This window comes from Pimelobacter simplex, assembly GCF_024662235.1.
Lineage (GTDB): Bacteria > Actinomycetota > Actinomycetes > Propionibacteriales > Nocardioidaceae > Nocardioides.
On sequence record NZ_CP096276.1, the window covers coordinates 3,963,721 to 3,984,585 of the forward strand.

24 protein-coding genes, 4 tRNA genes and 1 pseudogene are annotated in these 20,865 nt (G+C 73.8%); 13 read left to right on the forward strand and 16 right to left on the reverse strand.

Annotated elements, in window-relative coordinates; all coding sequences use genetic code 11:
• Positions 1–173: 173 nt before the first annotated feature.
• The 3 genes from M0M48_RS19545 to M0M48_RS19555 all read right to left on the reverse strand — a co-directional run bounded on the left by M0M48_RS19545 (position 174) and on the right by M0M48_RS19555 (position 3,628).
• Positions 174–1,790 carry a flavin-containing monooxygenase gene (locus M0M48_RS19545; protein WP_257752401.1) on the reverse strand — a complete coding sequence of 539 codons (1,617 nt, stop codon included), beginning with the start codon at positions 1,788–1,790 and terminating at the stop codon, positions 174–176.
• Complete coding sequence (locus tag M0M48_RS19550) at positions 1,787–2,752, reverse strand: alpha/beta hydrolase (RefSeq protein WP_257752403.1); 966 nt, start codon at positions 2,750–2,752, stop codon at positions 1,787–1,789. The genes M0M48_RS19545 and M0M48_RS19550 overlap by 4 nt, the downstream gene beginning before the upstream one ends.
• A 99-nt stretch (positions 2,753–2,851) precedes the next feature.
• On the reverse strand, positions 2,852–3,628 hold the full coding sequence (locus M0M48_RS19555) for a glucose 1-dehydrogenase (RefSeq protein WP_257752405.1): 777 nt from the start codon (positions 3,626–3,628) through the stop codon (positions 2,852–2,854).
• Between the two features lie 81 nt (positions 3,629–3,709).
• On the opposite strand from M0M48_RS19555, the gene M0M48_RS19560 reads away from it, so the two are divergent.
• The gene (locus tag M0M48_RS19560; RefSeq protein ID WP_257752407.1) at positions 3,710–4,681 is read left to right on the forward strand and encodes an alpha/beta hydrolase; all 972 of its coding nucleotides are present in this window, start codon (positions 3,710–3,712) and stop codon (positions 4,679–4,681) included.
• Positions 4,682–4,685: 4 nt separating this feature from the next.
• On the opposite strand, the gene M0M48_RS19565 is transcribed toward M0M48_RS19560, so the two are convergent.
• Positions 4,686–5,561 carry a DICT sensory domain-containing protein gene (locus tag M0M48_RS19565; protein ID WP_257752408.1) on the reverse strand — a complete coding sequence of 292 codons (876 nt, stop codon included), beginning with the start codon at positions 5,559–5,561 and terminating at the stop codon, positions 4,686–4,688.
• Positions 5,562–5,620: 59 nt separating this feature from the next.
• On the opposite strand from M0M48_RS19565, the gene M0M48_RS19570 reads away from it, so the two are divergent.
• From M0M48_RS19570 to M0M48_RS19585, 4 genes are all read left to right on the forward strand, one after another.
• Positions 5,621–5,896 carry a hypothetical protein gene (locus tag M0M48_RS19570; RefSeq protein WP_257752409.1) on the forward strand — a complete coding sequence of 92 codons (276 nt, stop codon included), beginning with the start codon at positions 5,621–5,623 and terminating at the stop codon, positions 5,894–5,896.
• Complete coding sequence (locus tag M0M48_RS19575; protein ID WP_257752410.1) at positions 5,893–6,810, forward strand: NAD(P)H-binding protein; 918 nt, start codon at positions 5,893–5,895, stop codon at positions 6,808–6,810. Before M0M48_RS19570 ends, M0M48_RS19575 begins: the two co-directional genes overlap by 4 nt.
• Positions 6,807–7,565, forward strand: coding sequence for a CPBP family intramembrane glutamic endopeptidase (locus M0M48_RS19580; RefSeq protein WP_257752411.1), 759 nt, complete (start codon positions 6,807–6,809; stop codon positions 7,563–7,565). Before M0M48_RS19575 ends, M0M48_RS19580 begins: the two co-directional genes overlap by 4 nt.
• A tRNA-Lys gene (locus tag M0M48_RS19585) sits at positions 7,556–7,631 on the forward strand. The genes M0M48_RS19580 and M0M48_RS19585 overlap by 10 nt, the downstream gene beginning before the upstream one ends.
• A gap of 20 nt (positions 7,632–7,651) precedes the next feature.
• Here M0M48_RS19585 and M0M48_RS19590 read toward each other — a convergent pair.
• The gene (locus M0M48_RS19590) at positions 7,652–8,065 is read right to left on the reverse strand and encodes a Fur family transcriptional regulator (RefSeq protein WP_308220327.1); all 414 of its coding nucleotides are present in this window, start codon (positions 8,063–8,065) and stop codon (positions 7,652–7,654) included.
• Between the two features lie 64 nt (positions 8,066–8,129).
• A pseudogene (locus tag M0M48_RS19595) lies at positions 8,130–9,130 on the reverse strand (IS481 family transposase).
• 228 nt (positions 9,131–9,358) lie between these two features.
• Here M0M48_RS19595 and M0M48_RS30895 point away from each other — a divergent pair.
• On the forward strand, positions 9,359–10,504 hold the full coding sequence (locus M0M48_RS30895) for a hypothetical protein (RefSeq protein WP_308220328.1): 1,146 nt from the start codon (positions 9,359–9,361) through the stop codon (positions 10,502–10,504).
• Here M0M48_RS30895 and M0M48_RS19605 read toward each other — a convergent pair.
• Positions 10,494–11,021, reverse strand: coding sequence for a GNAT family N-acetyltransferase (locus tag M0M48_RS19605; protein ID WP_257752412.1), 528 nt, complete (start codon positions 11,019–11,021; stop codon positions 10,494–10,496). The genes M0M48_RS30895 and M0M48_RS19605 overlap by 11 nt on opposite strands.
• Positions 11,022–11,084: 63 nt before the next feature.
• Here M0M48_RS19605 and M0M48_RS19610 point away from each other — a divergent pair, with 63 nt between their 5' ends.
• A complete protein-coding gene (locus M0M48_RS19610; protein ID WP_257752414.1) occupies positions 11,085–11,729 on the forward strand; it encodes a PaaI family thioesterase in 645 nt (214 codons plus the stop codon).
• On the opposite strand, the gene M0M48_RS19615 is transcribed toward M0M48_RS19610, so the two are convergent.
• Positions 11,713–13,203: an NAD(P)/FAD-dependent oxidoreductase gene (locus M0M48_RS19615; protein ID WP_215814280.1), complete on the reverse strand. Its 1,491-nt coding sequence runs from the start codon at positions 13,201–13,203 to the stop codon at positions 11,713–11,715. The two genes, M0M48_RS19610 and M0M48_RS19615, sit on opposite strands and share 17 nt — an antisense overlap.
• Positions 13,204–13,490: 287 nt before the next feature.
• Between M0M48_RS19615 and M0M48_RS19620 the strand changes: the two genes are divergently transcribed.
• The 3 genes from M0M48_RS19620 to M0M48_RS19630 are packed head-to-tail and all read left to right on the forward strand — an operon-like array spanning position 13,491 to position 15,201.
• The gene (locus tag M0M48_RS19620) at positions 13,491–14,471 is read left to right on the forward strand and encodes an ATP-binding protein (protein ID WP_257752415.1); all 981 of its coding nucleotides are present in this window, start codon (positions 13,491–13,493) and stop codon (positions 14,469–14,471) included.
• 11 nt (positions 14,472–14,482) lie between these two features.
• Positions 14,483–14,875: a fluoride efflux transporter FluC gene (locus M0M48_RS19625; protein ID WP_257752416.1), complete on the forward strand. Its 393-nt coding sequence runs from the start codon at positions 14,483–14,485 to the stop codon at positions 14,873–14,875.
• Positions 14,872–15,201, forward strand: a complete 330-nt coding sequence (locus tag M0M48_RS19630; protein ID WP_257752417.1) for a fluoride efflux transporter FluC — start codon at positions 14,872–14,874, stop codon at positions 15,199–15,201. Before M0M48_RS19625 ends, M0M48_RS19630 begins: the two co-directional genes overlap by 4 nt.
• On the opposite strand, the gene M0M48_RS19635 is transcribed toward M0M48_RS19630, so the two are convergent.
• From M0M48_RS19635 to M0M48_RS19650, 4 genes are all read right to left on the reverse strand, one after another.
• Positions 15,192–15,548 carry a metallopeptidase family protein gene (locus M0M48_RS19635; RefSeq protein ID WP_257752419.1) on the reverse strand — a complete coding sequence of 119 codons (357 nt, stop codon included), beginning with the start codon at positions 15,546–15,548 and terminating at the stop codon, positions 15,192–15,194. The two genes, M0M48_RS19630 and M0M48_RS19635, sit on opposite strands and share 10 nt — an antisense overlap.
• Before the next feature lie 65 nt (positions 15,549–15,613).
• A tRNA-Asp gene (locus M0M48_RS19640) sits at positions 15,614–15,687 on the reverse strand.
• 81 nt (positions 15,688–15,768) lie between these two features.
• Positions 15,769–15,841: transfer RNA gene (locus M0M48_RS19645), tRNA-Glu, on the reverse strand.
• Between the two features lie 80 nt (positions 15,842–15,921).
• Positions 15,922–16,425, reverse strand: a complete 504-nt coding sequence (locus M0M48_RS19650; protein WP_257752420.1) for a MarR family winged helix-turn-helix transcriptional regulator — start codon at positions 16,423–16,425, stop codon at positions 15,922–15,924.
• Positions 16,426–16,489: 64 nt separating this feature from the next.
• Here M0M48_RS19650 and M0M48_RS19655 point away from each other — a divergent pair, with 64 nt between their 5' ends.
• Both M0M48_RS19655 and M0M48_RS19660 read left to right on the forward strand, forming a co-directional pair.
• Complete coding sequence (locus M0M48_RS19655; protein WP_257752421.1) at positions 16,490–17,320, forward strand: sulfurtransferase; 831 nt, start codon at positions 16,490–16,492, stop codon at positions 17,318–17,320.
• A gap of 3 nt (positions 17,321–17,323) precedes the next feature.
• Positions 17,324–17,662, forward strand: coding sequence for a hypothetical protein (locus tag M0M48_RS19660; RefSeq protein ID WP_257752422.1), 339 nt, complete (start codon positions 17,324–17,326; stop codon positions 17,660–17,662).
• A 14-nt stretch (positions 17,663–17,676) separates the two neighbouring features.
• Here the strand turns inward: M0M48_RS19660 and M0M48_RS19665 are convergent, their stop codons facing one another.
• Positions 17,677–18,087: a GNAT family N-acetyltransferase gene (locus M0M48_RS19665; protein WP_257752424.1), complete on the reverse strand. Its 411-nt coding sequence runs from the start codon at positions 18,085–18,087 to the stop codon at positions 17,677–17,679.
• 85 nt (positions 18,088–18,172) lie between these two features.
• Between M0M48_RS19665 and M0M48_RS19670 the strand changes: the two genes are divergently transcribed.
• Positions 18,173–18,246: transfer RNA gene (locus M0M48_RS19670), tRNA-Phe, on the forward strand.
• Between the two features lie 56 nt (positions 18,247–18,302).
• On the opposite strand, the gene M0M48_RS19675 is transcribed toward M0M48_RS19670, so the two are convergent.
• The 3 genes from M0M48_RS19675 to M0M48_RS19685 are packed head-to-tail and all read right to left on the reverse strand — an operon-like array spanning position 18,303 to position 20,862.
• Positions 18,303–19,685: an amidase gene (locus M0M48_RS19675; protein WP_257752425.1), complete on the reverse strand. Its 1,383-nt coding sequence runs from the start codon at positions 19,683–19,685 to the stop codon at positions 18,303–18,305.
• The gene (locus M0M48_RS19680; RefSeq protein ID WP_257752426.1) at positions 19,682–20,362 is read right to left on the reverse strand and encodes a DUF1028 domain-containing protein; all 681 of its coding nucleotides are present in this window, start codon (positions 20,360–20,362) and stop codon (positions 19,682–19,684) included. The genes M0M48_RS19675 and M0M48_RS19680 overlap by 4 nt, the downstream gene beginning before the upstream one ends.
• A complete protein-coding gene (locus M0M48_RS19685; RefSeq protein WP_215814271.1) occupies positions 20,359–20,862 on the reverse strand; it encodes a nuclear transport factor 2 family protein in 504 nt (167 codons plus the stop codon). Before M0M48_RS19685 ends, M0M48_RS19680 begins: the two co-directional genes overlap by 4 nt.
• Positions 20,863–20,865 lie beyond the last annotated feature (3 nt).

Here is a 20,865-nt window from a genome sequence, read left to right on the forward strand (position 1 = left end):
CCACAGACTCCGCAGGCGTTCACCTTCGAGAACTGCAGCCGCTGCGAAGTCGACCCTACCAATCCGAAGCGACAGCGGAACCTCCTCGCCGACAGGAAGTTCGGTTCGATCATGAAGGTTCTGCGTCCCACCGATGACGCCGCGGAAAACCCCGCCCGGGGCCGCTCCCTGAGTCAGGAACGGGTGGTCAGCACGTAGCCGGCGTACCCCGTGTCGCGAGCCTCGTCGCACAGCCGGCGGTAGTTGCCGAAGCCGCCGATGTAGGGCATGAAGGTGCGCTTCTTGCCCTCGATGTTGGCGCCCATGTACCAGGACGCGGCCTTGACGAAGAGCGTCCCCTCGGCGACCTCGCCGAGGTGGTCGGTCCACTTCTCGGCGGCGTCGCGGCGCGGCTCGGCCTGGTCGATCCCGTGCTCGCGGCAGTAGGCGATCAGGTCCATGCCCCAGTCGACCTGCTGCTCGGTGTGGGTGGACATGTTGGCCAGCACCGACGGACTGCCCGGGCCGTTGAGCGTGATCAGGTTGGGGAACCCGGCCACGCCCAGCCCGAGGTACGTCGTGGGCCCGGCCGCCCACTCGTCGGCGAGGACCGCGCCCCGCGCGCCCCGCAGGTCGATCGAGGTGAGCGCGCCGGTGAGCGCGTCGAAGCCGGTGGCGAACACCAGCACGTCCAGCTCGAACGACGCGTCGGCGGTCTTGATCCCCCACGCGGTGACCTGCTCGATCGGGTCCCGGCGCAGGTTGACCAGCTCGACGTCGTCGCGGTTGTACATCTCGTAGTAGCCGGTGTCGGTGACGATCCGCTTGGTGCCGATCGGGTGGTCGGTCGGGATCAGGTCGGTCGCGACCTGCGGGTCGGCCACGATCCCCCGGATCTTGGCCTCGGCGAACTCCCGCGCGTAGTCGTTGGCGACCAGGTCGCTGCTCTGGTCGGGGAAGGTCTTGGCGAACAGGACGCCGCCCTCCTGCCAGCGCGCCTCGAACGCGCGCTCGCGCTCCTCGGGGCTGACCTCGGTCGCCTTCTGCGCGTGGGTGGTGCTCAGCGAGCCGGCCGGGGCGTAGCGCGAGGCCTCGCGGCGCTCGGGATAGGTCTCCTGGATCTCGCGCTGCTCGTCCTCGGTCAGCGGCCGGTTCCGGGCCGGCACCGTGTAGTTGGCGCTGCGCTGGAAGACGGTGAGCGACTGGGCCTGCTCGGCCAGGAGCGGCGCGGCCTGGATGCCCGACGAGCCGGTGCCGATGAGGCCGACCCGCTTGCCGGTCAGGTCGACCGGCTCCTCGGGCCACTGCGCGGTGAAGAGCTGGGTGCCGGCGAAGTCGTCGATGCCCGGCAGGTCGGGCCGGTGCGGCGCGGAGAGGCAGCCGGTCGCCATCATCACGAAGCGGGCCCGGTGCTCGGTGCCGTCGTCCAGGGTCGCGGTCCAGGTCGAGGCCTGCTCGTCGAAGCGGGCCGCGCTCACCCGGCGGCCGAAGGTGAAGTGCCGGCGCAGGTCGTAGCGGTCGGCGACGTGGTCGAGGTACGCGCGGATCTCGGGCTGGGTCGCGAACCGCTCGGTCCAGCGCCAGTCCTTCTCGAGCTCGCGGTCGAAGGAGTAGGAGTAGTCGACGCTCTCGACGTCGCACCGCGCACCCGGGTAGCGGTTCCAGTACCAGGTGCCGCCCACGCTGTCGCCGGCCTCGACGCCGACCACGTCGAGCCCCTGCTCGAGGGCCCGATACATCGCGTAGATGCCGGCCAGGCCGGCGCCGACGACGAGGAGGTCGCGGACGGGGGTGTCGTTCGGTGCGTTCATCGAGGGGTCTCCCGGGTGGTTCGGTCGAACAGCGTGCGCAGGTCGGCGTAGAGCAGCTCGCGCGCGGAGTCTCCGGCGCGCAGCGTGAGGAAGGTCAGGGTGCCGTGGAAGAGGCCGGGATAGGTCCGGGCGACGACCGGCACCCCGGCGGCGGCCAGCCGGGCTGCGTAGGCCTGGCCCTCGTCGCGCAGCGGGTCCGCGGCGGTGATGGCGATGATCGCCGGGGCCAGGCCGGCATGGTCGGCGGCGCGCGCCGGCGCGACCAGCTCGGGCGGCTCCGGCAGCCGGCGCTCGGGCCCGAGGTACTGGTCCCAGTACCACTCCATGGTGGCCCGCGTGTTGAACCAGCCCTCGGCGTACAGGTCGTAGCTCGGGGTGTCGCAGGCCGGGTCGATGACCGGGCCCAGCAGCGCCTGGCCGGCCAGGACCGGCCCGCCGCGGTCGCGGGTCATCAGGGCGACGACGGCGGCGAGGTTGCCGCCCGCGCTGTCGCCGGCGACGACCACCCGGGCCGGGTCGGTGCCGAGCTCGTCGTGGCGCTCGCTCGCCCAGAGCAGGGCGGCGTAGGCGTCCTCGGCGGCGGTCGGCGCGGGGTGCTCGGGGGCGAGGCGGTAGTCGACCGAGACGACGACCGCGTCGACGCCGCGGGCGAGCTGGCGGCAGAAGCCGTCGTGGCTCTCGAGGTCGCAGAAGACGAAGCCGCCGCCGTGCAGGAAGACCACGAGCGGACGGCGTACGTCATCGGCGCCGTGCGGCCGGTAGACCCGGGCGCCGATCGTGCCGCCGGCGACCGGGATGGTCACGTCCTCGGCGGAGCGGACGTCGTCGAGGTTGGCCGGCGGGACCTGCCGGGCCCGGGTCGCGGCACGCGCCTCGGCGCCGGTCATGGTGGCCACCGGGGGGAAGCCCTCGTTGAGCGCCGCCAGGAAGCCGGCGACCTCGGGGTCGAGCTGGTCGATCATGTCGCGAAGGTAGGCAGCGGCCCCGCCTCGCGGGGCCGCTGATGCCACTGTGCGGAACCGACATATTCCTATTCGAAATAGGTGCCGCCCGCCGGTCGGTCAGAGCGAGGTGAACCCGCCGTCGGCCACGAACTCCGAGCCGGTGCTGTAGCTGGACTCCTCGGAGACCAGGAAGAGCACGAGCGCGCCGATCTCGGACGGGTCCGCGGCGCGCGCCAGCGGCTGGGTCTTGACCTGCTCGTGGGAGCGGCTGGAGCTCGCGGTCATCTCCGAGGCGACGATCCCGGGGTGCACCGAGTTGACCCGGATCCCGTCCGGGCCGAGCTCCTGGGCCGCCGTCTTGGTCATCCCGCGCACGGCCCACTTCGAGGCGACGTACCCGAGGATCCGGGAGTAGGCGACGAGCCCGCCGGTCGAGGAGATGTTGACGATCGAGCCGCCGCCCCCGCGCCGCATCGACCCGATCACCGCCTTCATGCCGAGGAAGACGCCGACCTGGTTGACGTCGATGACGCGGCGGTAGTCGGCCTCGCTGAGCGTCTCGATCGGGTCGACGTGCACGATGCCGGCGTTGTTGACCAGCCCCCAGACCGGCCCGAACCGCTCCTCGGCCGCGGCGACGGCCTGCTGCCAGCCCTCCTCGCTGGTCACGTCGAGCGGCACGTACGCCGTGCGCTCCCCCAGCTCGGCGACCAGCGCGGTCGCGTCGTCCGCGAGGACGTCGGCGACCACCACGCGCGCACCCTCGGCGACGAGCGAGCGGACGCACGCGGCGCCGATGCCGCGGGCGCCGCCGGTGACGATGACGACCCGGCCGGCGACGCGGCCGGTCGGGGTCGAGGTCGGGGACGAGGACGGGTGCTGGGTCGTGGTCATGGGCCCAATGAACCGGCCCCGACGCCCGGCCCGGGCCCGAGGTGCCGGTCAGCGGCACCCGCACCCCGCACACTGGGGCCCATGACCTATGCGGCGCAGCCGGCGTGGCGCGCGATCCAGGAGCACCTCCCCGAGCGCTACCGGCTCACGCCCGCGACCGAGCCGGCCGAGGAGTGGTGGGAGCCGGAGGGGCCCGGCGGGCACCGGATCCACCTCGACACCTACCGCGCGCCGGACGCGCCGCTCAAGGTGATCCTCTTCCACGGCGTCGGCACCAACGGCCGCCAGATGAGCACGATCCTGGGCCGCCCGCTGGCCGAGCGCGGGTACGAGACGATCGCGGTCGACATGCCGACGTACGGCGTCACGGAGGTCGCGCCCGGCACCACGGTGACCTACGCCGACTGGGTCCGGCTGGGCGTCGACCTGGTCGCCGCCGAACGGGCCCGGGACGACCGGCCGATCGTGCTCTACGGCCTGTCCGCGGGCGGCATGGAGACCTTCCACGTCGCGGCGCAGGCGCCGCCGGGCAGCGGGATCGCGGGGATCGTCGGTATGACCTTCCTCGACCAGGACTCGCTGCGGGTGCGGGTCGCGACCGCCTTCGACCCGGTCACCGGGCTGCTCGGCCGTCCGCTCATGGCACTGCTGGCGCGCACGCCGCTGCGCCGGGTCCGGGTGCCGATGCGCTGGGTGAGCAAGATGCGCACCCTGGTCAACGACCGCGCGGCCAAGCGGGCGGCGTACGCCGACCGGAGCTCGGCGGGCAACCTGGTCTCGGTCGCCTTCCTCGACTCCTACCTGAGCCACCGCCCGGCGGTGGCACCCGAGGACTTCGACGTCTGCCCGGTACTGCTCACCCAGCCCGCCGCCGACCGGTGGACGCCGCTCGCGCTGTCGACGCCGTTCCTGTCGCGGATCACGAAGGTGCCGGTCACCACGGTGCTGCTCGACGGCGCCGGGCACTACCCGATCGAGCGGCCCGGCCTGGACCAGATGGTCGAGGCGATCGCCGGGTTCTGCGCCGAGCGGGCCCGCGCGGAGCGGCGCTGAGGGTTCAGACCAGCCGGTCGACGTAGGCGACGACCCGGTTGAAGAGCGCGGTGACGCCGGTCGGCGCGGTGGCCCGTGGGGCCGGGCTCTCGGCGAGCTCGTAGAGCAGCGACTGGGCCGCCAGGACGCCGGCGTCGGCCGCGACCGACGCGGCGACGCGGGCCGCATCGCGAACCGCGACGGGGTCGACGGTCCACACCGCCTCGAAGACCCGCTCCCGGTCGGGGACCGTGCTCTGGCCCGGCAGCTCCCAGGCCGAGAGGCAGGCGGTCGCGTCGAAGGCGTCGCACACCACGGCCCACTCGCGCCGCATCGGCGCACGCGGGCCGAGCGCGGCGCGCACCGGTCCGTCGGCGTCCTCGGCGCCGCCGTCCCAGTGGTCGGCGAAGACGACGGCCGAGCGGGCGACCCGGGCCAGCTCGTGCCAGCGCGGGGCCGACGGGGCGTAGAACTCCGGGCGCTGGAACGCCCCGAACAGCACCGGCCGCTCGGCGACGGCGCAGCACTCGTCCTCGATCGCCCACGACAGCGCGATCAGCGTCGACTTGCGCAGCCGGTGGGGCGCGAGCGCCGGGTGCCGGCGCCGCAGCTCGGCGAACACCGACGGGCTCTCGGGCGGCGTGGTCGCGGCGGCCTCGGCGATCGCGACCTCGAGCCGGATGCCGGCGTCCTTGCGCCGCAGCACCTGGCGCACGAGGTCGACGTCGGTCTCGGCGTAGCGCCGGTGCCCGCTGGCCAGCCGGCGCGGGACCGGGAAGCCGTGCCGGCTCTCCCACATCCGCAGCACCGCCGGGCTGACGCCCGAGCGCCGGGCGAGGTCGCCGATCGTCAGGTCGCCCCCGACGGCCGGGGGTTGCGCCGACTCGGTGCCCTGGTCCATGCTCACACCATAAACCTAAACAACTTGCTGAGGTATCTGTTTAAGTTGAGGAGGCGACGATGAGCGGCACCCGGACCGGTCCGTGCCCGACCGAGCTGCGCCTGCTCCTCGACCGAGCGGCGGCCGGCGACGGCGCGTCGTTCGCCCGCCTGTACGACCTCACCTGCGACCTCGTGTGGCGCCTCGAGCTGTGCCGGCACCGCGACCCCGTCGCTGCCGAGGAGGCCATGCGCCGCCGGTACGCCGCCGCCTGGCGCCACGCGGCGGCCCAGCCCCGCTCGGGCCGCTCGCCCCAGGCCTGGCTGCTGAGCCTCGACCCGGCGGCAGCGCCGTGACCGGCGGCCTGACCGGCCCCGCGCACGGCCCGGTCCTCGTCACCGGCGGCACCGGCTTCGTCGGGCGCCGCCTGGTGCGCGCGCTCGCCGCCCAGGAGGCGGGCGTCCGGGTGATGACGCGCCACCCCGACCGGTACGACGGCCACGGCACCCCCGTCTTCGGCGACGTGTCCGACCCGGACTCGCTCGACGCCGCGCTGGAGGGCTGCCGCGCGGCGTACTACCTGGTGCACGCGCTCGGGCACGCGGACTTCGCGGCCCGGGACGCCGCGGCGGCTACCGCCTTCGGCGAGCGGGCGGGCGCGGCCGGGCTGGCCCAGCTCGTCTACCTCGGCGGCCTGGGCGACGACCACGACGACCTGTCCGCGCACCTGCGCAGCCGGCGCGAGGTCGAGGAGCTGCTCACCCGCGGCGGCGTACCCGTGACGGTGCTGCGGGCCGGCATCATCGTCGGGCACGGCGGCATCTCCTGGGAGATCACCCGCCAGCTGGTCGAGCACCTGCCCGCGATGGTCACCCCGCGCTGGGTCCGGACCCGGACCCAGCCGATCGCGATCGCCGACGTCGTGCGCTACCTGCTCGGCGTCCTGGACCACCCCGACGCCCGGGGCCGGACCTTCGAGATCGGCGGGCCCGACGTGCTCGCCTATGCCGACATGCTCTCCCGGGTCGCCGCGCTGGAGGGCCGGCGGCTGCCGATCGTCCCGGTGCCGCTGCTGAGCCCGGCGCTGTCCTCGCGCTGGCTGGCGCTGGTCACCGACGTCGACGTACGGGCCGGGCGCAACCTCGTCGACTCGATGGTCAACGAGGTCGTCGTCACGGACCCGGGCATCCGCGACGTCGTACCGTTCCCGACGACGGGCTACGACGACGCGGTGCGCGCCGCCCTCGCCGAGCGCCGGGGCGAGCGATGACCCGGCGCCGCGACCGGCTGCTGCCGATGCCGCTCACCCACGTCACCCGGAACGCGCCGGTGGAGCCCGCCGCCACCCGGACCCGCCGGCGCCGGGTCGCCGCGGCCACCGCCGTCGCGGGCGCGGGACTCCTCGGCGCCTCGCTCTCCACCCCACCCGGCTCCCGCGCGTTCTACCTCTCGACCGCCGCCGTCGCGGGCGTGTGGACCGCCGGCGGCCTCGCCTCGGGACCGCTGCACCTGGGCTGGATCGAGAACCGCGACGCCACCCTGCGCCGTCCCGTCCTGACCCCGCTGGCCACCGGCGTCGGCGCGTTCGGCCTCTTCTACGGCGCCGCCCTCGTCGCCCGCCGGGTCCCCGTCCTCGACGAGGCCGTCCGCCGGGTCCTGCGCTTCGCCGACGACGGCGCCGGACCCGCGGTGCTCGCCACCACGCTGGCCAACGGCGCCGCCGAGGAGATCTTCTTCCGCGGCGCCCTCTACGCCGCCCTCGGCGAGCACCACCCGGTCGCCGCGTCGACCGCCGTGTACGCCCTGGCCACCACCACGACCCGCAACCCCGCGCTGGTCCTGGCCGCGGGGGCGATGGGCACCCTCTTCGCGCTCCAGCGCCGGGCCTCCGGCGGCCTGCAGGCACCGGTCATCACGCACCTGACCTGGTCCACGCTCATGGTGCGCTTCCTGCCCCCGCTGTTCCGGGGCGACCGGGGCCGCACCGCGGCCGAGCCGCTCGCTAGGCTCGTCCCGGGCCGTTAGCTCAGTTGGTAGAGCACCGGACTTTTAATCCGAGTGTCGCGGGTTCGAGCCCCGCACGGCCTACCAGGACCGGTCGCTGCCCGCGCTCAGGCGCGGGCAGCGCACTCGGCGCAGAGACCGACCAGCTCGACGGTGTGGCTCACCTCGGAGAAGCCGTGCTCGTCGGCGATCGCCTGGGCCCACCGCTCGACCGCGGAGCCGGTGATCTCGACCGTCCGGCCGCACGAGCGGCACACCAGGTGGTGGTGGTGCGAGCTGCTGCACCGGCGGTAGGTCGCCTCGCCGGCGGGGTTGTGCCGGACGTCGACGTCCCCGGCGTCCGCCATCGCCTGCAGGGTCCGGTAGACGGTGGCCAGGCCGACCTTGTCCCCGCCCTGGCGCACGCTGTCGTGGATCTCCTGGGCGCTCTGGAAGTCCGCCGCCGCGGCGAGGGCGTCGGTGATCGCCCGGCGCTGGCGGGTCGGCCGCAGGGAGGGCGGGCGTGCATCGATGTCGGACACCGGACCTCCTGAGGGGTCGAACCGGTCTGGGAATCGCTCTCAATCTACCGGGCTCCCGGAGGGACTAGCTGTGATGCCCAGCCAGGTTGTCCAACCTGGTGATGGGTGTGGCCTTCCCGATTGCTGAGTGGGGCCGGTGGTGGTTGTACTCGTGGACCCATGCTGGCAGAGCCGCGAGTCGGGCTGACTCGGAGTTGTAGAACTTCTTGAACGCCCACCCCTCGGCGAGGGTGCGGTGGAAGCGCTCGATCTTGCCGTTGGTCTGCGGTCGGTAGGGCCTGGTCTTCTTCGGTGTGATGCCCAGGTCGCTACAGGTCTGCTTCCAGAGGTTCGACTTGTAGCAGCTGCCGTTGTCGCTGATCACCCGCTGGACGGTCACGCCCCGGTCGGCAAACCAGGCGACCGCGTTGCGCAGCACGGCCGCTGCGGTTTCCTTGGTCTCATCGTTGTGGGCCTCCACGTACGCGACTCGTGAGTGGTCGTCGATGACGGTGTGCAGGTAGCAGGTCCCAGTCAGCGGATTGCGCCACCTGTTGCGGGGAAGGTCGGGCGTCGCCGCCCGGTTCCGGTTGCCCTGCTTGCGGCCGACGTAGCGCCAGCCGCCGCCGTCGGGCACCCGGCCGAGCTTCTTGACGTCGACGTGGATCAGGTCGCCTGGCTTTTCGTGTTCGTAGCGGCGGACGGGCTCCCCAGTGGTGCGGTCGATGTGCGTGAGCCGGTTGAGCCGGCAGCGGACCAGCACCGCGTACACGGTCGAGGACGGCATGCCGAGCCGGTCGCCGATCTCGACCGGACCCAGCCGCTGCTTCCACCGCAGGTGGACGATCTTCCGCACCACCGGCGCGGGAGTCCGGTTCGGCTGCTGGCGCGGCGCCGAGGACCGGTCCACCATCCCCGCTGGCCCTCGGCCTGGTAGCGGTCAGCCCACTTCTTCGCGGTCCGCCACGACACGTCGTAGCGCTCCGCGGCTCGAGCCGGTTTCCAGCCGTGATCGACGATCAGACGCGCCAGCTTGAGCCGGGCGCGCGGGGTCAGAGCAGCGTTTGCATGGGTAGCGTGGGACACGAAGGCCTCCTGGGTGTGAAGCGGTTCCTTAGACAGCTCCACTCCACATCGGGAGGCCTTCACCCATCTACGACATCAGATCGTGTCGTCACACGTTCTCGACCAACGTGCCTGGGCATCACAACTAGCCCATCCGGACCATCCGCGGCGGACGTTCGGACCAACGACGGCCGGGACCGCGGCGAGATACCCTGAGCGCCGGGACTGAGGGAAAGGGAGGACTCTGTCGTGGGGAGCAATGACGAGTTCGGACCCGACACGGAGACCATCCGTGCGTGGCTGAACAAGCGTGCGACCTATGCCAAGGACGCCCGGGTGACCTCCGCGCCCCGCGGCGCCGGTGCCGGGGCCGCTCCCGCACCCGAGCCCCCCGTCGCCGCGCCCCCTGTCGCCGCGCAGCCACCCGAGCCGACGGAGCCGCCGAAGCCCCAGCGGCGCCGGGCCCAGGGGTCCGGTCCCGGCCCCGACAGCAACCAGGCGGGACGCTCGGTGCTCGACGCCCTCGGGGTCGGTGCGCCGCCCGAGCCGCCCTCGCGCATCGCCCAGGCCGGCAGCCTCGACAGCACTGACCTCGGCCGGTCCGTGGTCGACGCCCTCCGCACGACCGACGCCCCGGCGCCGAAGCGCTCCCGGCCGGCCGCACCGGCCGCACCGGCCGCACCGCCGCAGCCCACCGCCGAGCCCGCACCAGCACCAGCGCCGGCGCCGGCGCCGGCGCCCGTACCGCCGTCCCGCGGGTTCACCGCGACCTCCCCGCCGCCGCGTACCCCCGGCCCCGACGCCCAGCCGCGCCGCGCGGCGCCGACGCCGCGCGGGCCGGTCGAGCCGGCCACGGTCCGGGCCGGGCGCTGGACCGAGCCCGAGGAGCACCGCAACGCGCTCAACGCGACGACCGACGCCGACTTCCCCGAGCGCAGCGGCATCCGGCGCACGATGACGATCCTGCTGCTGGTCGTGCTGGCCGGCACCGCGGCCGCGGCGTACGCCGCCGCGACGGCGCCGACCACGGCGACGGTCGGGGTCGCGGCGACCCTCGGCTTCCTGCTGCTGGTCGTGTGGGCGGTGCGGGCGAGCTGCACCACGACCAAACTCACCATCCGGCGCGGCCAGCTCACCCTCCGGCGCGGCGGCCACACCGAGGTGGTCGAGGTGGGCAGCCCCTACACGCCGATCGCGATCGTGGGCGAGCCCGGGCACCGGCGCTGGACGGTGCTCATCGAGCGCGAGGGCCTGCCGCTGATCGTGGTCACCCGCTCGATGGTCGACCCGTTCTGGTTCACCACGGTGCTCTACCGGCTGCGTCCCGAGCTGCGCCCGGCCCACGCCGTCGCGGCCGACGAGGCCGCGGTCCGGGCCGACGCGCTCAGGCCGTGATCCAGTAGCGCAGCTTGCCGGCGCGCTCGTCCTCGAACACCCCACCACCGGCCTCGATCGTGCGCCGCGACGCCTCGTTGCCGGTGTCGCAGGTGACCAGGACCCGGTCCAGGCCGAGCCCCGCGGCCGCCTGGACACCGAGCCGCAGCGCGGCCACGGCGTGCCCGCGGCGGCGGGCGGAGGGCTTGACCGAGTAGCCGATGTGCCCGCCCTGCTCCAGCAGCCAGTCGTTGAGCGCGTGGCGCAGGTGCAGGAAGCCGACGAGCTCGTCGTCGGGTCCGCCGGTCCCACCCGCGATCCAGAAGTACGTCGACGGCACCCGCGTCCCGTCGATGTCGGCCGGCGCGGTCACCTCGGTCATCGTGACGAACGCCGCGCAGCCGGCCTCGGTCGGCACCGGGTCACCGGAGAGCTGCCAGGTGCCCGAGCCGTGCATCTCGGCGACGAGGTCGAAGTCCTCGACCATCGCGGCCCAGGGCTGCCAGCGGCGTACGTCGGGCTCCACCAGTGCGGTCATCCCCCGATCCCACCACGTCGGAGCGGCCACCCCCGAAACGAGAACTTGTTCTAGTCTGCCCTCATGAACTGGCCCTTCGCCGCCGACGACACCCCCGCCTCCGTGGTCGAGGAGGAGGCCGCCGTGTGGCGTCCGCTCGCCGAGGCCGCGCGCGAGCTCGTCGACCTGTGCGTGATGTCGGACGTCGACGAGGCCGAGGTCCGCGCGGCCCAGGCCGACGTCGAGGCGGCGGTCGCCCGGCTGCGCAAGGTACGCCGGACCCAGACGCTCGGCCAGGAGCACCTCACCGCCGGGCGCCGGCGTCCGTGGGGCAACCCGGTGATCGGGCTGCGCAACCCGATCGCGCCGCCGCTAGAGGTGCACAGCCGCCCCGACGGGCGCGCCGAGACCGACTTCCACTGCGGCCCGGCGTACGAGGGCCCGCCGGGACTGGTCCACGGCGGCGTGGTCGCGCTCATCCTCGACCAGGTGCTGGGCCACTCGGTCGGCGCGGCCGGGCGCCCCGGGATGACCGGGACGCTGACGCTGGTCTACCGGCAGGGCACGCCGCTGGGCGACCTGCGGGTCGAGGCGTGGATCGATCGCGAGGACGGGATCAAGACCTGGGCCAAGGCCCGGATGATCGGCCCCGACGGCGTGACCGCCGAGGCCGAGGGCGTCTTCATCCTCCCCCGCGCCGTGCGCGAGAGCCTCAGCCGCCGACCTTGACGCCGCGCTTGTTCTCGTCGCTCAGGCGCGCCTCCTCGGCGGCCTGGGCCTCGAGCTCGGCACGGCGCTGCGACTCGTCGAACTCACCGGGCTGGGAGACCAGGTCCGTGGCGCCGCGCGCGAGGCGCTGGAGCGCCACCCGGGCGAAGATCTGCTGCTCGGTCGAGGTCCGCTCCGAGCGGCCCTTGCCCAGGAACGAGACGGCCCAGCGCAGCACCGCGGTGACCCGGTTCTTGAAGCCGGTCAGGTAGAAGAGGTGGACGACGAGCCACATCAGCCAGGCGAGGATGCCGGTGATCCGCAGCTTGCCGACCATCGCGACCGCGCGGAACCGGCTGATGATCGCCATCGAGCCCTTGTCGAAGTACTTGAACGGCGGCTGCGCGGGCTTGCCCTGGAGCCGGCCGTCGATCTCCTTGGCGGCGTACTTCGCCCCCTGGATCGCGACCTGCGCGACACCCGGGAGGTTGTCGAGCGAGATCATGTCGCCGACCACGAACACCTCGGGGTAGCCCGGGAGCGTGAGGTCGGGGTTGACCGAGATCCGGCCGGCCCGGTCGAGCGGGGCACCGGTCTGGGCGGAGAGCTGCTTGCCGAGCGGGTTGGCCTGGACGCCGGCGGCCCACACCTTGGCCACGGCGTCGATGCGCTTCTCGCTGCCGTCCTTGTACTTGACGGTCAGGCCGCGCTCGTCGACCTGGGAGACCAGCGCGCCGAGCATGACCTCGACGCCGAGCTTCTCCAGGCGCTCCTGGGTCCACTTGCCGAGCTTGGCGCCGAACGGCGGCAGCACCTGGGGCGCCGCGTCGACGAGGATGACGCGCGCGTGGCGCGAGCTGATCGCGCGGAAGTCGCGGGTCAGCGTGCGGTGCGCGAGCTCGGCGATCTGGCCGGCCATCTCGACGCCGGTCGGGCCGGCACCGACGACGACGAACGTGAGCAGGTGGTCGACGTTCTCACCGCGGGCGGCGGCGAGCTCGGCCATCTCGAAGGCGCCGAAGATCCGGCCGCGCAGCTCGAGGGCGTCGTCGATGCTCTTCATACCGGGCGCGAACTCGGCGAAGTGGTCGTTGCCGAAGTAGGACTGGCCCGCGCCGGCCGCCACGATCAGCGAGTCGTACGGCGTCACGAGCTCGCGGCCCAGGACGTGGGAGGTGATCAGGCGGCTCTCGAGGTCGATGCCGGTGACCTCGCCGAGCAGCACCTGGGCGTTCTTCTGGTTCGCCAGCACCTCACGCGTCGGGGGCGCGATCTCACCCTCGGAGAGGATGCCGGTGGCCACTTGGTAGAGCAGTGGCTGGAAGAGGTGGTGGGTGGTCTTGGCGATCATCGTGATGTCGACGTTCGCCTTGCGCAGCTGCTTGGTGCCGAAGAGCCCGCCGAACCCGGAGCCGATGACGACCACCTGATGGCGGTCGGACCGGGGGACGATCACGCGATCGGGCAGTTCCGGCTGGGTGTCGCCTGCTGCCATGACTTTCTTCCTCCTGGGCACTTCGGGTGACGACGCTGGCAGGTCCTCTGGAGGCCATTCTTCCGCGTCCGGTCCGCGGGCCCCAATCCGAGGTCGCGGTCTGGTCGGTCACACTGCCCGGGAGCACCCCCGAGGGCTCGTTCCGGCCGTCACCGAACTCGGTCGAGGACGTTGGTTTAGGGGAGTGCACGGCGGGGTATCCCACCCGGGATCGGCACCTCGTCGATCATGGGACCATCCGCGAGACCACGACCCCCACCGGCTGACACACCCAGCGAGGCGCATCCGTGCAGCACCGGCAGACCCTGGACCTGGCCCCCGGGCCACGCATCGTGCACGACGCACGACGCTGGGTGGTCCAGACCTGCGTGCAGATCGGCCGCGACGACATCGCCGACTGCGCCGAGCTCGCCGTCTCCGAGCTGGTCACCAACGCGGTCCTGCACGGCACCCCGCCGGTGCGCCTGCACCTGAGCGGCACCGCCGACCACCCGCGCTTCGAGGTCCACGACGGCTCCACGATCGCCCCGCAGCCCTCGACCCAGGCCGGCGGCTTCGACATCGACGCCTTCGACCTCGACGCCTTCGACGCCCTCGACGAGGAGCAGCTCGCCGCGCTGACCACCGTCGGGCGCGGCCTCGACATCGTCGCCCGGGCCTCCCTGGCCTGGGGCGCGGAGATCGAGGAGGACGGCAAGGCGGTCTGGTTCGAGCCCTCCGACGAGCTCTCCGAGACCGGCGGCGCGCCGTACCAGCTCACCCACAGCATCCCGCCCCTCGCCGAGGACCACACCCGGGTCGGCGAGGTCGCGGTGCAGATCAACGGCGTCCCGGTCGTCGAGTTCGGCCGCTTCCAGCGCCACTACCGCGACCTGCGCCGCGAGATCCGGCTGCTCGCCCTCGCCCACGAGGACGACTACCCCCTGGCCAAGGTGCTCTCCGAGCACTTCGACGCGCTCGAGCGCCCGCTGCGCTCCAACATGGGCCGCGAGCAGGTCGACGGGGCCCACGAGGCCGGCCGCAACGCCGTCGACCTGCGGCTGCGGATGCCGCGCGAGGTCGCCCGCCAGATCGGCGGGCTGATCGACCTGCTCGACGCCGCCGACGAGTTCAGCCGGGCCCAGCGGCTCCTGACCGCGCCCCGTACCCAGGACCAGCGCGCCTTCCAGATCTGGTTCCTCGGCGAGTTCCGGCGTCAGTCCGTCGGCGCTCCCCCGGTCGCCTGGCAGGGCAGCGCCGGCTCCGGAGCCCCCTCGCGCGCTCTCTAGGATCACCCGGCGTGACCCCTTCTCCGCGCCTGCTCCTGGCGGTCGCCGCGGGCGGAGCGGTCGGCGCCGTCGCCCGGTACACCGCCACCGAGCTCGTCCACGACGGCTCCGGCTTCCCGTGGACCACCTTCGCGATCAACGTCTCCGGCTCGGCCCTCCTCGCCGCCCTCCTGCTGCTCCCGCTCGCCCGCCGCTCGCCGGCGTGGGCCGCGGCGCTCGGCCCCGGCGTGCTCGGCGGCTACACGACCTTCTCCGCGACCTCCGAGCAGGGCCGGGCCCTGCTCGCGTCCGGGCGCACCGGGCTGGCCCTGGCCTACCTGCTCGGGACGCTCGCCTCGTGCTTGGTCGCCGTCACCCTGGTCGGCCGGCTCGCGCCGCCCCTGCCCGCGGAGGACGAGCGGTGAGCGCGCTCCTCGTGGCGCTCGGCGCCGCCGTGGGCGCCCCGCTGCGCTACTACCTCGGCCAGCGCCTCGACGGCCGCTGGCACCACGGCACGCTCACCGCCAACCTCGTCGCCAGCCTGGTCCTCGGCGCGTGCGTCGGCTGGTCGGTCGCCGGCTCGGCGCTCGCCCTGGTCGGCACCGGCTTCTGCGGCGGGCTCTCGACCTACTCCTCGCTCGCGGTGCAGACCCGCGACCTCGGCCCCGCCCGCGGTATGGCATACGCGGCGACGACGATCGTGCTCGGCCTGGCCGCCTGCGCGCTGGGGTTCGCGCTCGCTCAGGCGTAGCCGAGGTCGTGCAGCCGGGCGTCGTCGATGCCGAAGTGGTGCGCGACCTCGTGGACGACGGTGATCCGGACCTCGTTGGCGAGGTCCTCCTCGTCGTCGCACATGTCGAGCAGCGGGCCGCGGAACAGGAAGATCCGGTCGGGCAGGTGCGGCAGCAGCGACCCGTCGCGCTCGGTGAGCGCCACGCCGTCGTACAGGCCGAGGAGGTCGTCGGGCTCGCCCTCGGGCGGCTCCTCCTCGACGAGGACCACGACATTGCGGACCAGCCCGGCGAGCTCGTCGGGGATCTCGTCGAGCGCGGTGTCCACCAGCGCGTCGAACTCCTCGGGACTCATCTCGACCGGCACAGGTTCATTGTGCCGGGCGACAAAACGCAGCAAGCCCGGACCTGGTGGTCCGGGCTTGCTCTCTGCGACCCCGACGGGACTCGAACCCGCGGCCTCCGCCGTGACAGGGCGGCGCGCTAACCAACTGCGCTACGGGGCCTGGCTTGCTTCTCCCTGGCGGGCGAAGCGGATGGAACTCTAACCCATGGCGGTGTGCGGCTCCCAATCGGGACGCACCCCGTACCCCCAACCGGATTCGAACCGGCGTACCCGCCGTGAAAGGGCGGTGTCCTAGGCCGCTAGACGATGGGGGCCCACCGAGGAGGACGGATCCCCCGCAGCCGGGCCAGCATAGTGCCCCTCGGCCGGGGCCCGCGCATCCCCTCGGCTCCCCTCAGCGCGAGGTCGGGGCGCCGTTGGCGGCGTTGGCCGCGGCGATCACCTCGGTGAGCCGGCGGTGCAGGGTGAGCAGCTCGGCGACGTCGATGCCGAGGCGCTCGACGATGGCGGGCGGCACCTTCTCGGCCTCCGCGCGCAGGTCCCGCCCGCGCTCGGTCAGGACGACGGCCAGCGCGCGCTCGTCGCGGGGGTCGCGCGCGCGGCGGAGGTAGCCGATCGCCTCGAGCCGCTTGAGCAGCGGCGACAGGGTGCCCGGGTCGAGCTGGAGGAGGCGGCTGAGGTCGGCGACCTTGAGCGGCTCCGATCCCCACAGGGCGAGCATCACGAGGTATTGCGGGTGGGTCAGGCCGAGCGGCTCGAGGAGCGGCTTGTAGACCGCGATGACACTGCGCGAGGCGACCGCGAGCGCGAAGCAGACCTGCTGCTCGAGGGCCAGCGGGTCGTCGATCCCGGCCAGGGGGTGCTCGGTGCCCGGACCGGATTTCTCGTTGCTTGCCACGATCGTTAGTCTAGCAATACTTAGTACCCCAACTATTGGTGCGGCAAGCACTCAGGAGGACACCATGGCCCGCTCCGACGTACTCGTGGACGGCGCCTGGCTCGAGCAGCAGCTCGGCCGGCCCGGCCTGGTCGTGATCGAGGTCGACGAGGACGCGACCCGCCACGGCATCGACCACGTCCCCGGCGCGATCGGGCTCGACTGGCGCCACGACCTCGGCCACCCCGTGCGCCGCGACGTCGTCGACGCCGACGCCTTCGCCGCGCTGCTCTCGGCCAAGGGCGTCGCGAACGACGACACCGTCGTGCTCTACGGCGGCGACAACAACTGGTTCGCGGCCTACGCCTACTGGACCTTCAAGCTCTACGGGCACCGCGACGTGCGGCTGCTCGACGGCGGCCGCAAGAAGTGGGAGCTCGAGCAGCGCCCGCTCACCACCCAGCCGGTCGCCCTGCCCCCGACGTCGTACGCCGCCGGGCCGGCCGACCCCGCGCTGCGCGCCTTCCGCGACGACGTCATCGCCGCGATCGGCGTCCGCGCCCTGGTCGACGTCCGCTCCCCCGCGGAGTTCAGCGGCGAGATCCTCGCCCCGGCGCACTTCCCGCAGGAGCTGCCGCAGGTGCCGGGCCACATCCCGACCGCGGTCAACGTCCCGTGGTCGCGGGCGGCGGCCGAGGACGGCACCTTCCTGCCCGACGACCAGCTCCGCGCCCTGTACGGCGACGCCGGGCTCCCGCTCGACGGCTCCCCCGTGACCGTCTACTGCCGGGTGGGCGAGCGCAGCGCGCACACGTGGTTCGTGCTGCACGAACTGCTCGGGTTGCCCGACGTCCGCAACTACGACGGCTCGTGGGTCGAGTACGGGTCGCTGGTCGGCGTCCCCGTGGAGGTCTGAGCCGTGCCCGCCTCGACCGCACCCCGCCGCCGCCACCTGATGGACCCGGCCCATCCGGTCCGGCCCGTCAACGACCGCTCGCTGACCCACACCCAGCGCTGGGTGTCCTCGACGCTGGCCGTGTTCACGATCTCCCACCTGGCGCTCGGCATCGTGTTCGCCGCCCTGGAGACCCCGGACTCGGCGACCGCCGCCCGGATCGGCCTCAACGTCATCGCCGGCGGCTTCGGCGTCATCGCCGTCGCCGCGGGCCTGGTGATCCACCGGCGCAGCCCGCTCAGCCCGTGGCTCGCGCTCGGCGTCCTGCCGACGCTGCTGGGGCTGTGGCTCTGCTTCGGCTGAACCCCGGGGCCGGCCTAGCGGCGCACCATGCGGAGCTCACGGCCCTCGGGCTCGTGGCGCTCGGTGCCGTCGGCGACGAACCCCTGCCGCCGGTAGAAGGCCGTCGCCCGCTCGTTCCCGTCGAGCACCCACAGGTACGACGCCCGCGCGGCGAGGGCGTGCGTGAGCATCCGGTGCCCGAGCCCGCGTCCCCACCAGGCCGCGCGGGCGTAGAGCGCCCACAGCTCGACCTCGAGGTCCAGGTCCTCGTCGCGCCCCGGTCCCACCGACACGAAGCCGACGAGGTCACCGTCGTGCTCGGCGACCGTGGTGGCCGAGGGCGAGGAGGCCGCCGCGTTCCGCCAGCCCGCGACGTGCAGGCGCGCCATCCGCTCGGCGTCGGACTCGCGAAGAGGTCGGAGGACGGCCTCGGCAGGCGCTGTCATCGGCCCAGCCTAGGTCGCGCGAGGTCCACATGTCGCCGCCGCTTTCGTACGACGCGGCACCCTCCGGTAGGGTAGGCGACTGCTCGGGCAGGTAGCTCAGTTGGTACGAGCGATCGCCTGAAAAGTGATAGGTCGGCGGTTCGACCCCGCCCCTGCCCACCGAGCACGAGACCCCCGCCGGATCCCGGCGGGGGTCTCGTCATCTCCGCTGCGGCTCAGCCGGCGACGCGCGCCGGCAGCCGCGGGCCCAGGGCGCGCTCGGCGAACGCGGCCAGGGCGAGCAGCACGCCGTCGCCCTGGGGCGGTCCGGCGACCTGGACGCCGACCGGCAGGCCGTCGGACGCCGTCCCGGCCGGCAGCGAGATCGCCGGGAAGCCGGTCAGGTTCCAGACCTGGGTGAGCCGGGTCCAGTCGGTGAGCCCGACCGGCTGACCGGCCACGGTGCCCGGGTGGGCCAGCCCCGCGTCGAAGGCGACGGTGCTGGTGGTGGGGGTGATCACCAGGTCGTACTCGCGCAGCAGGGCGTCGCCCTGCGCGACCACCGCGCGCCGGGCGAGCTCGGCGTCGGGACCGGCGCTGCGGGGCAGCCCGCGGGTGGAGTCGACGAACGAGCGGAGCTCGGGGCTGAGCAGCGCGCGGTCGGCCGGTGCCAGGGCGTCGACCTGGCGGGCGATGGACTGGGCGTAGAGCCGGTCCCAGGTGTCCTCGACCCCGTCGACGACCAGGTCGAAGGCGGTCACCGCGACTCCTGCGCCGACCAGGTCGGCGACCCAGGTCTCGACGACCTCGCGGACCTCCGGGTCGACGGGTGCCCCGTTGATGGTCGGCGCGTAGCCGATCCGCAGGTGCTCGACCGGCCGTCCGCACGCGCGCAGCGCCGGCCCGGGCTCGCTCCCGGTGTGCCCGGTGAGGACGTCGAGCAGCCGGGCGACGTCGCGCACGCTGCGCGCCATCGGCCCGAGGTGGCCGAGCGTGCCCAGGTCGCTGGGCGGATAGGTCGGCACCCGCCCGCTCGTCGGCTTGAGGCCGACCACCCCGGTGAAGGCGGCCGGCAGCCGGATCGAGCCGCCGCCGTCGGTGGCGACGGCGAGCGGACCGAGCCCGGCAGCGAGTGCCGCGCCCGCGCCTCCGGAGGACCCGCCCGCGGTCCGGGTCGGGCACCACGGGTTGACGGTGCTGCCCGAGACCGGGCTGGAGGTGACGAAGGACCAGCCGAACTCCGGCGTCGTCGTCTTGCCGACGCAGATCGCGCCTGCTCGTCGTACCAACGTCGCGGCGGGGGCGTCGGCCTGGGCGACCCGGCCGGCGAAGGGCAGGGCACCGCGCGAGGTCGGCAGCCCCTGGACGTCGATGAGGTCCTTGACCGAGCAGGGGACGCCGTGCAGCGCGCCGAGCTCGTCGCCGGCCACCACCGCCGCCTCGGCCGCACGGGCCGCCGCGCGGGCGGCCTCCGCGTCGACGCTCACGAAGCAGGACAGCGCGGGGTCGAGCCGCTCGATCCGGTCGAGGACCGCGTCGACGAGCTCGACCGGCGAGAGCCGCCGGGCCCGGATCTCGGCAGCGGCGGCCTCCGCGGTCAGCTCGTGCAGCGCCGTCACGGGGTCACCGCCGGACGCCGGCCGGGCTGCCCGGGCGGGTCGGCCGGGACGAACGCGCCCGTCACGTCGTACGCCGTCCAGTGGGCGCGCCAGCGCGGGAGCAGCGCGCCGAGCCGGGTCACCGGGTCGGGGTCGTGGTCGACCCGGAGGTCGACGGCGGGCCAGGCCCGGGTGTCGACGACAAGGAGCGCCGCGGACTCGCGTCCCCGGCGGTCGCCGCCCGCGGCGTCGCCCGCCGCCAGGGCCGCGAGCAGCCGGTCGGCGAGCTCGCCGGGCGTCTCCTCGAAGGCCGCGAGCATCGCGTGCAGCGGCTCCGCGCCGGCCAGCAGGTTGCCGCCGACGACGACATCGGTCCCGGTGAGGTGACCGGCCCAGCCGGCCACCTCGGCGCCGGTGTGCGCGGCGGTGCCGTCCGGTCCGGCCAGCAGGACCTGTCGCCGGGCGGCGTCGGGATCGGTCGCCAGCGCCGAGGCGAGCGCGGACGTCGCGCCGTCCCCGCCTGCGAGCGCGGCGAGCGCACCGCCGGCGAGCGCCGGGTTGACGATCGCCTGGGTCGCGCAGGCGCCGCTGCCGGGCCGGGCGAAGGCCGAGCGGGCGCCGACACTCGGCCGGGCCGTGGCGATGGCGACACCGAAGCAGCCAGAGCCCGGGTCCCTGGCGACGACGGAGAAGGTCATGCCGGCGCCCCGGCGGGGTCGCGATCGGGGCGCAGGCCCTCGTCCTCGGTGGAGAAGTGCGCGTGCACCACGCGCCACCCGTCGTCCCCGCGACGCAGCACGAGCGTGCTGCGGTAGGCGGCCGGGTTGTGCTTCAGGTCGCCGCCGACCCAGCGCTTGAACCGGGTCACCCGGTCGGAGGCGATGAAGGCGAGGTCGCCCTCGATCCCGACCCGCAGCCGCCCGGGCAGGTACGGCGAGACCAGCTCGAACTGCGGCCGGTAGAAGTTCCAGATGTTCTCCCAGTCCGCGAGCCCCTCGTAGGTGTGCCCGTTGGTGTTGAAGAAGAGGTGCTCGGCACCGGCGTGCCAGACCGTCGAGAGCAGCCCGAAGTCGAGGTGGTCGTTGGCGACCATGTAGGTGTGGTACGCCACGAGCAGCGCGTGCCGCTCGTCGTCCGTGCCTCCCTCCACCACGAGGTCGAGGCCGGCGTAGCGGTCGGGCAGGTCGAGGGACTCCATGTC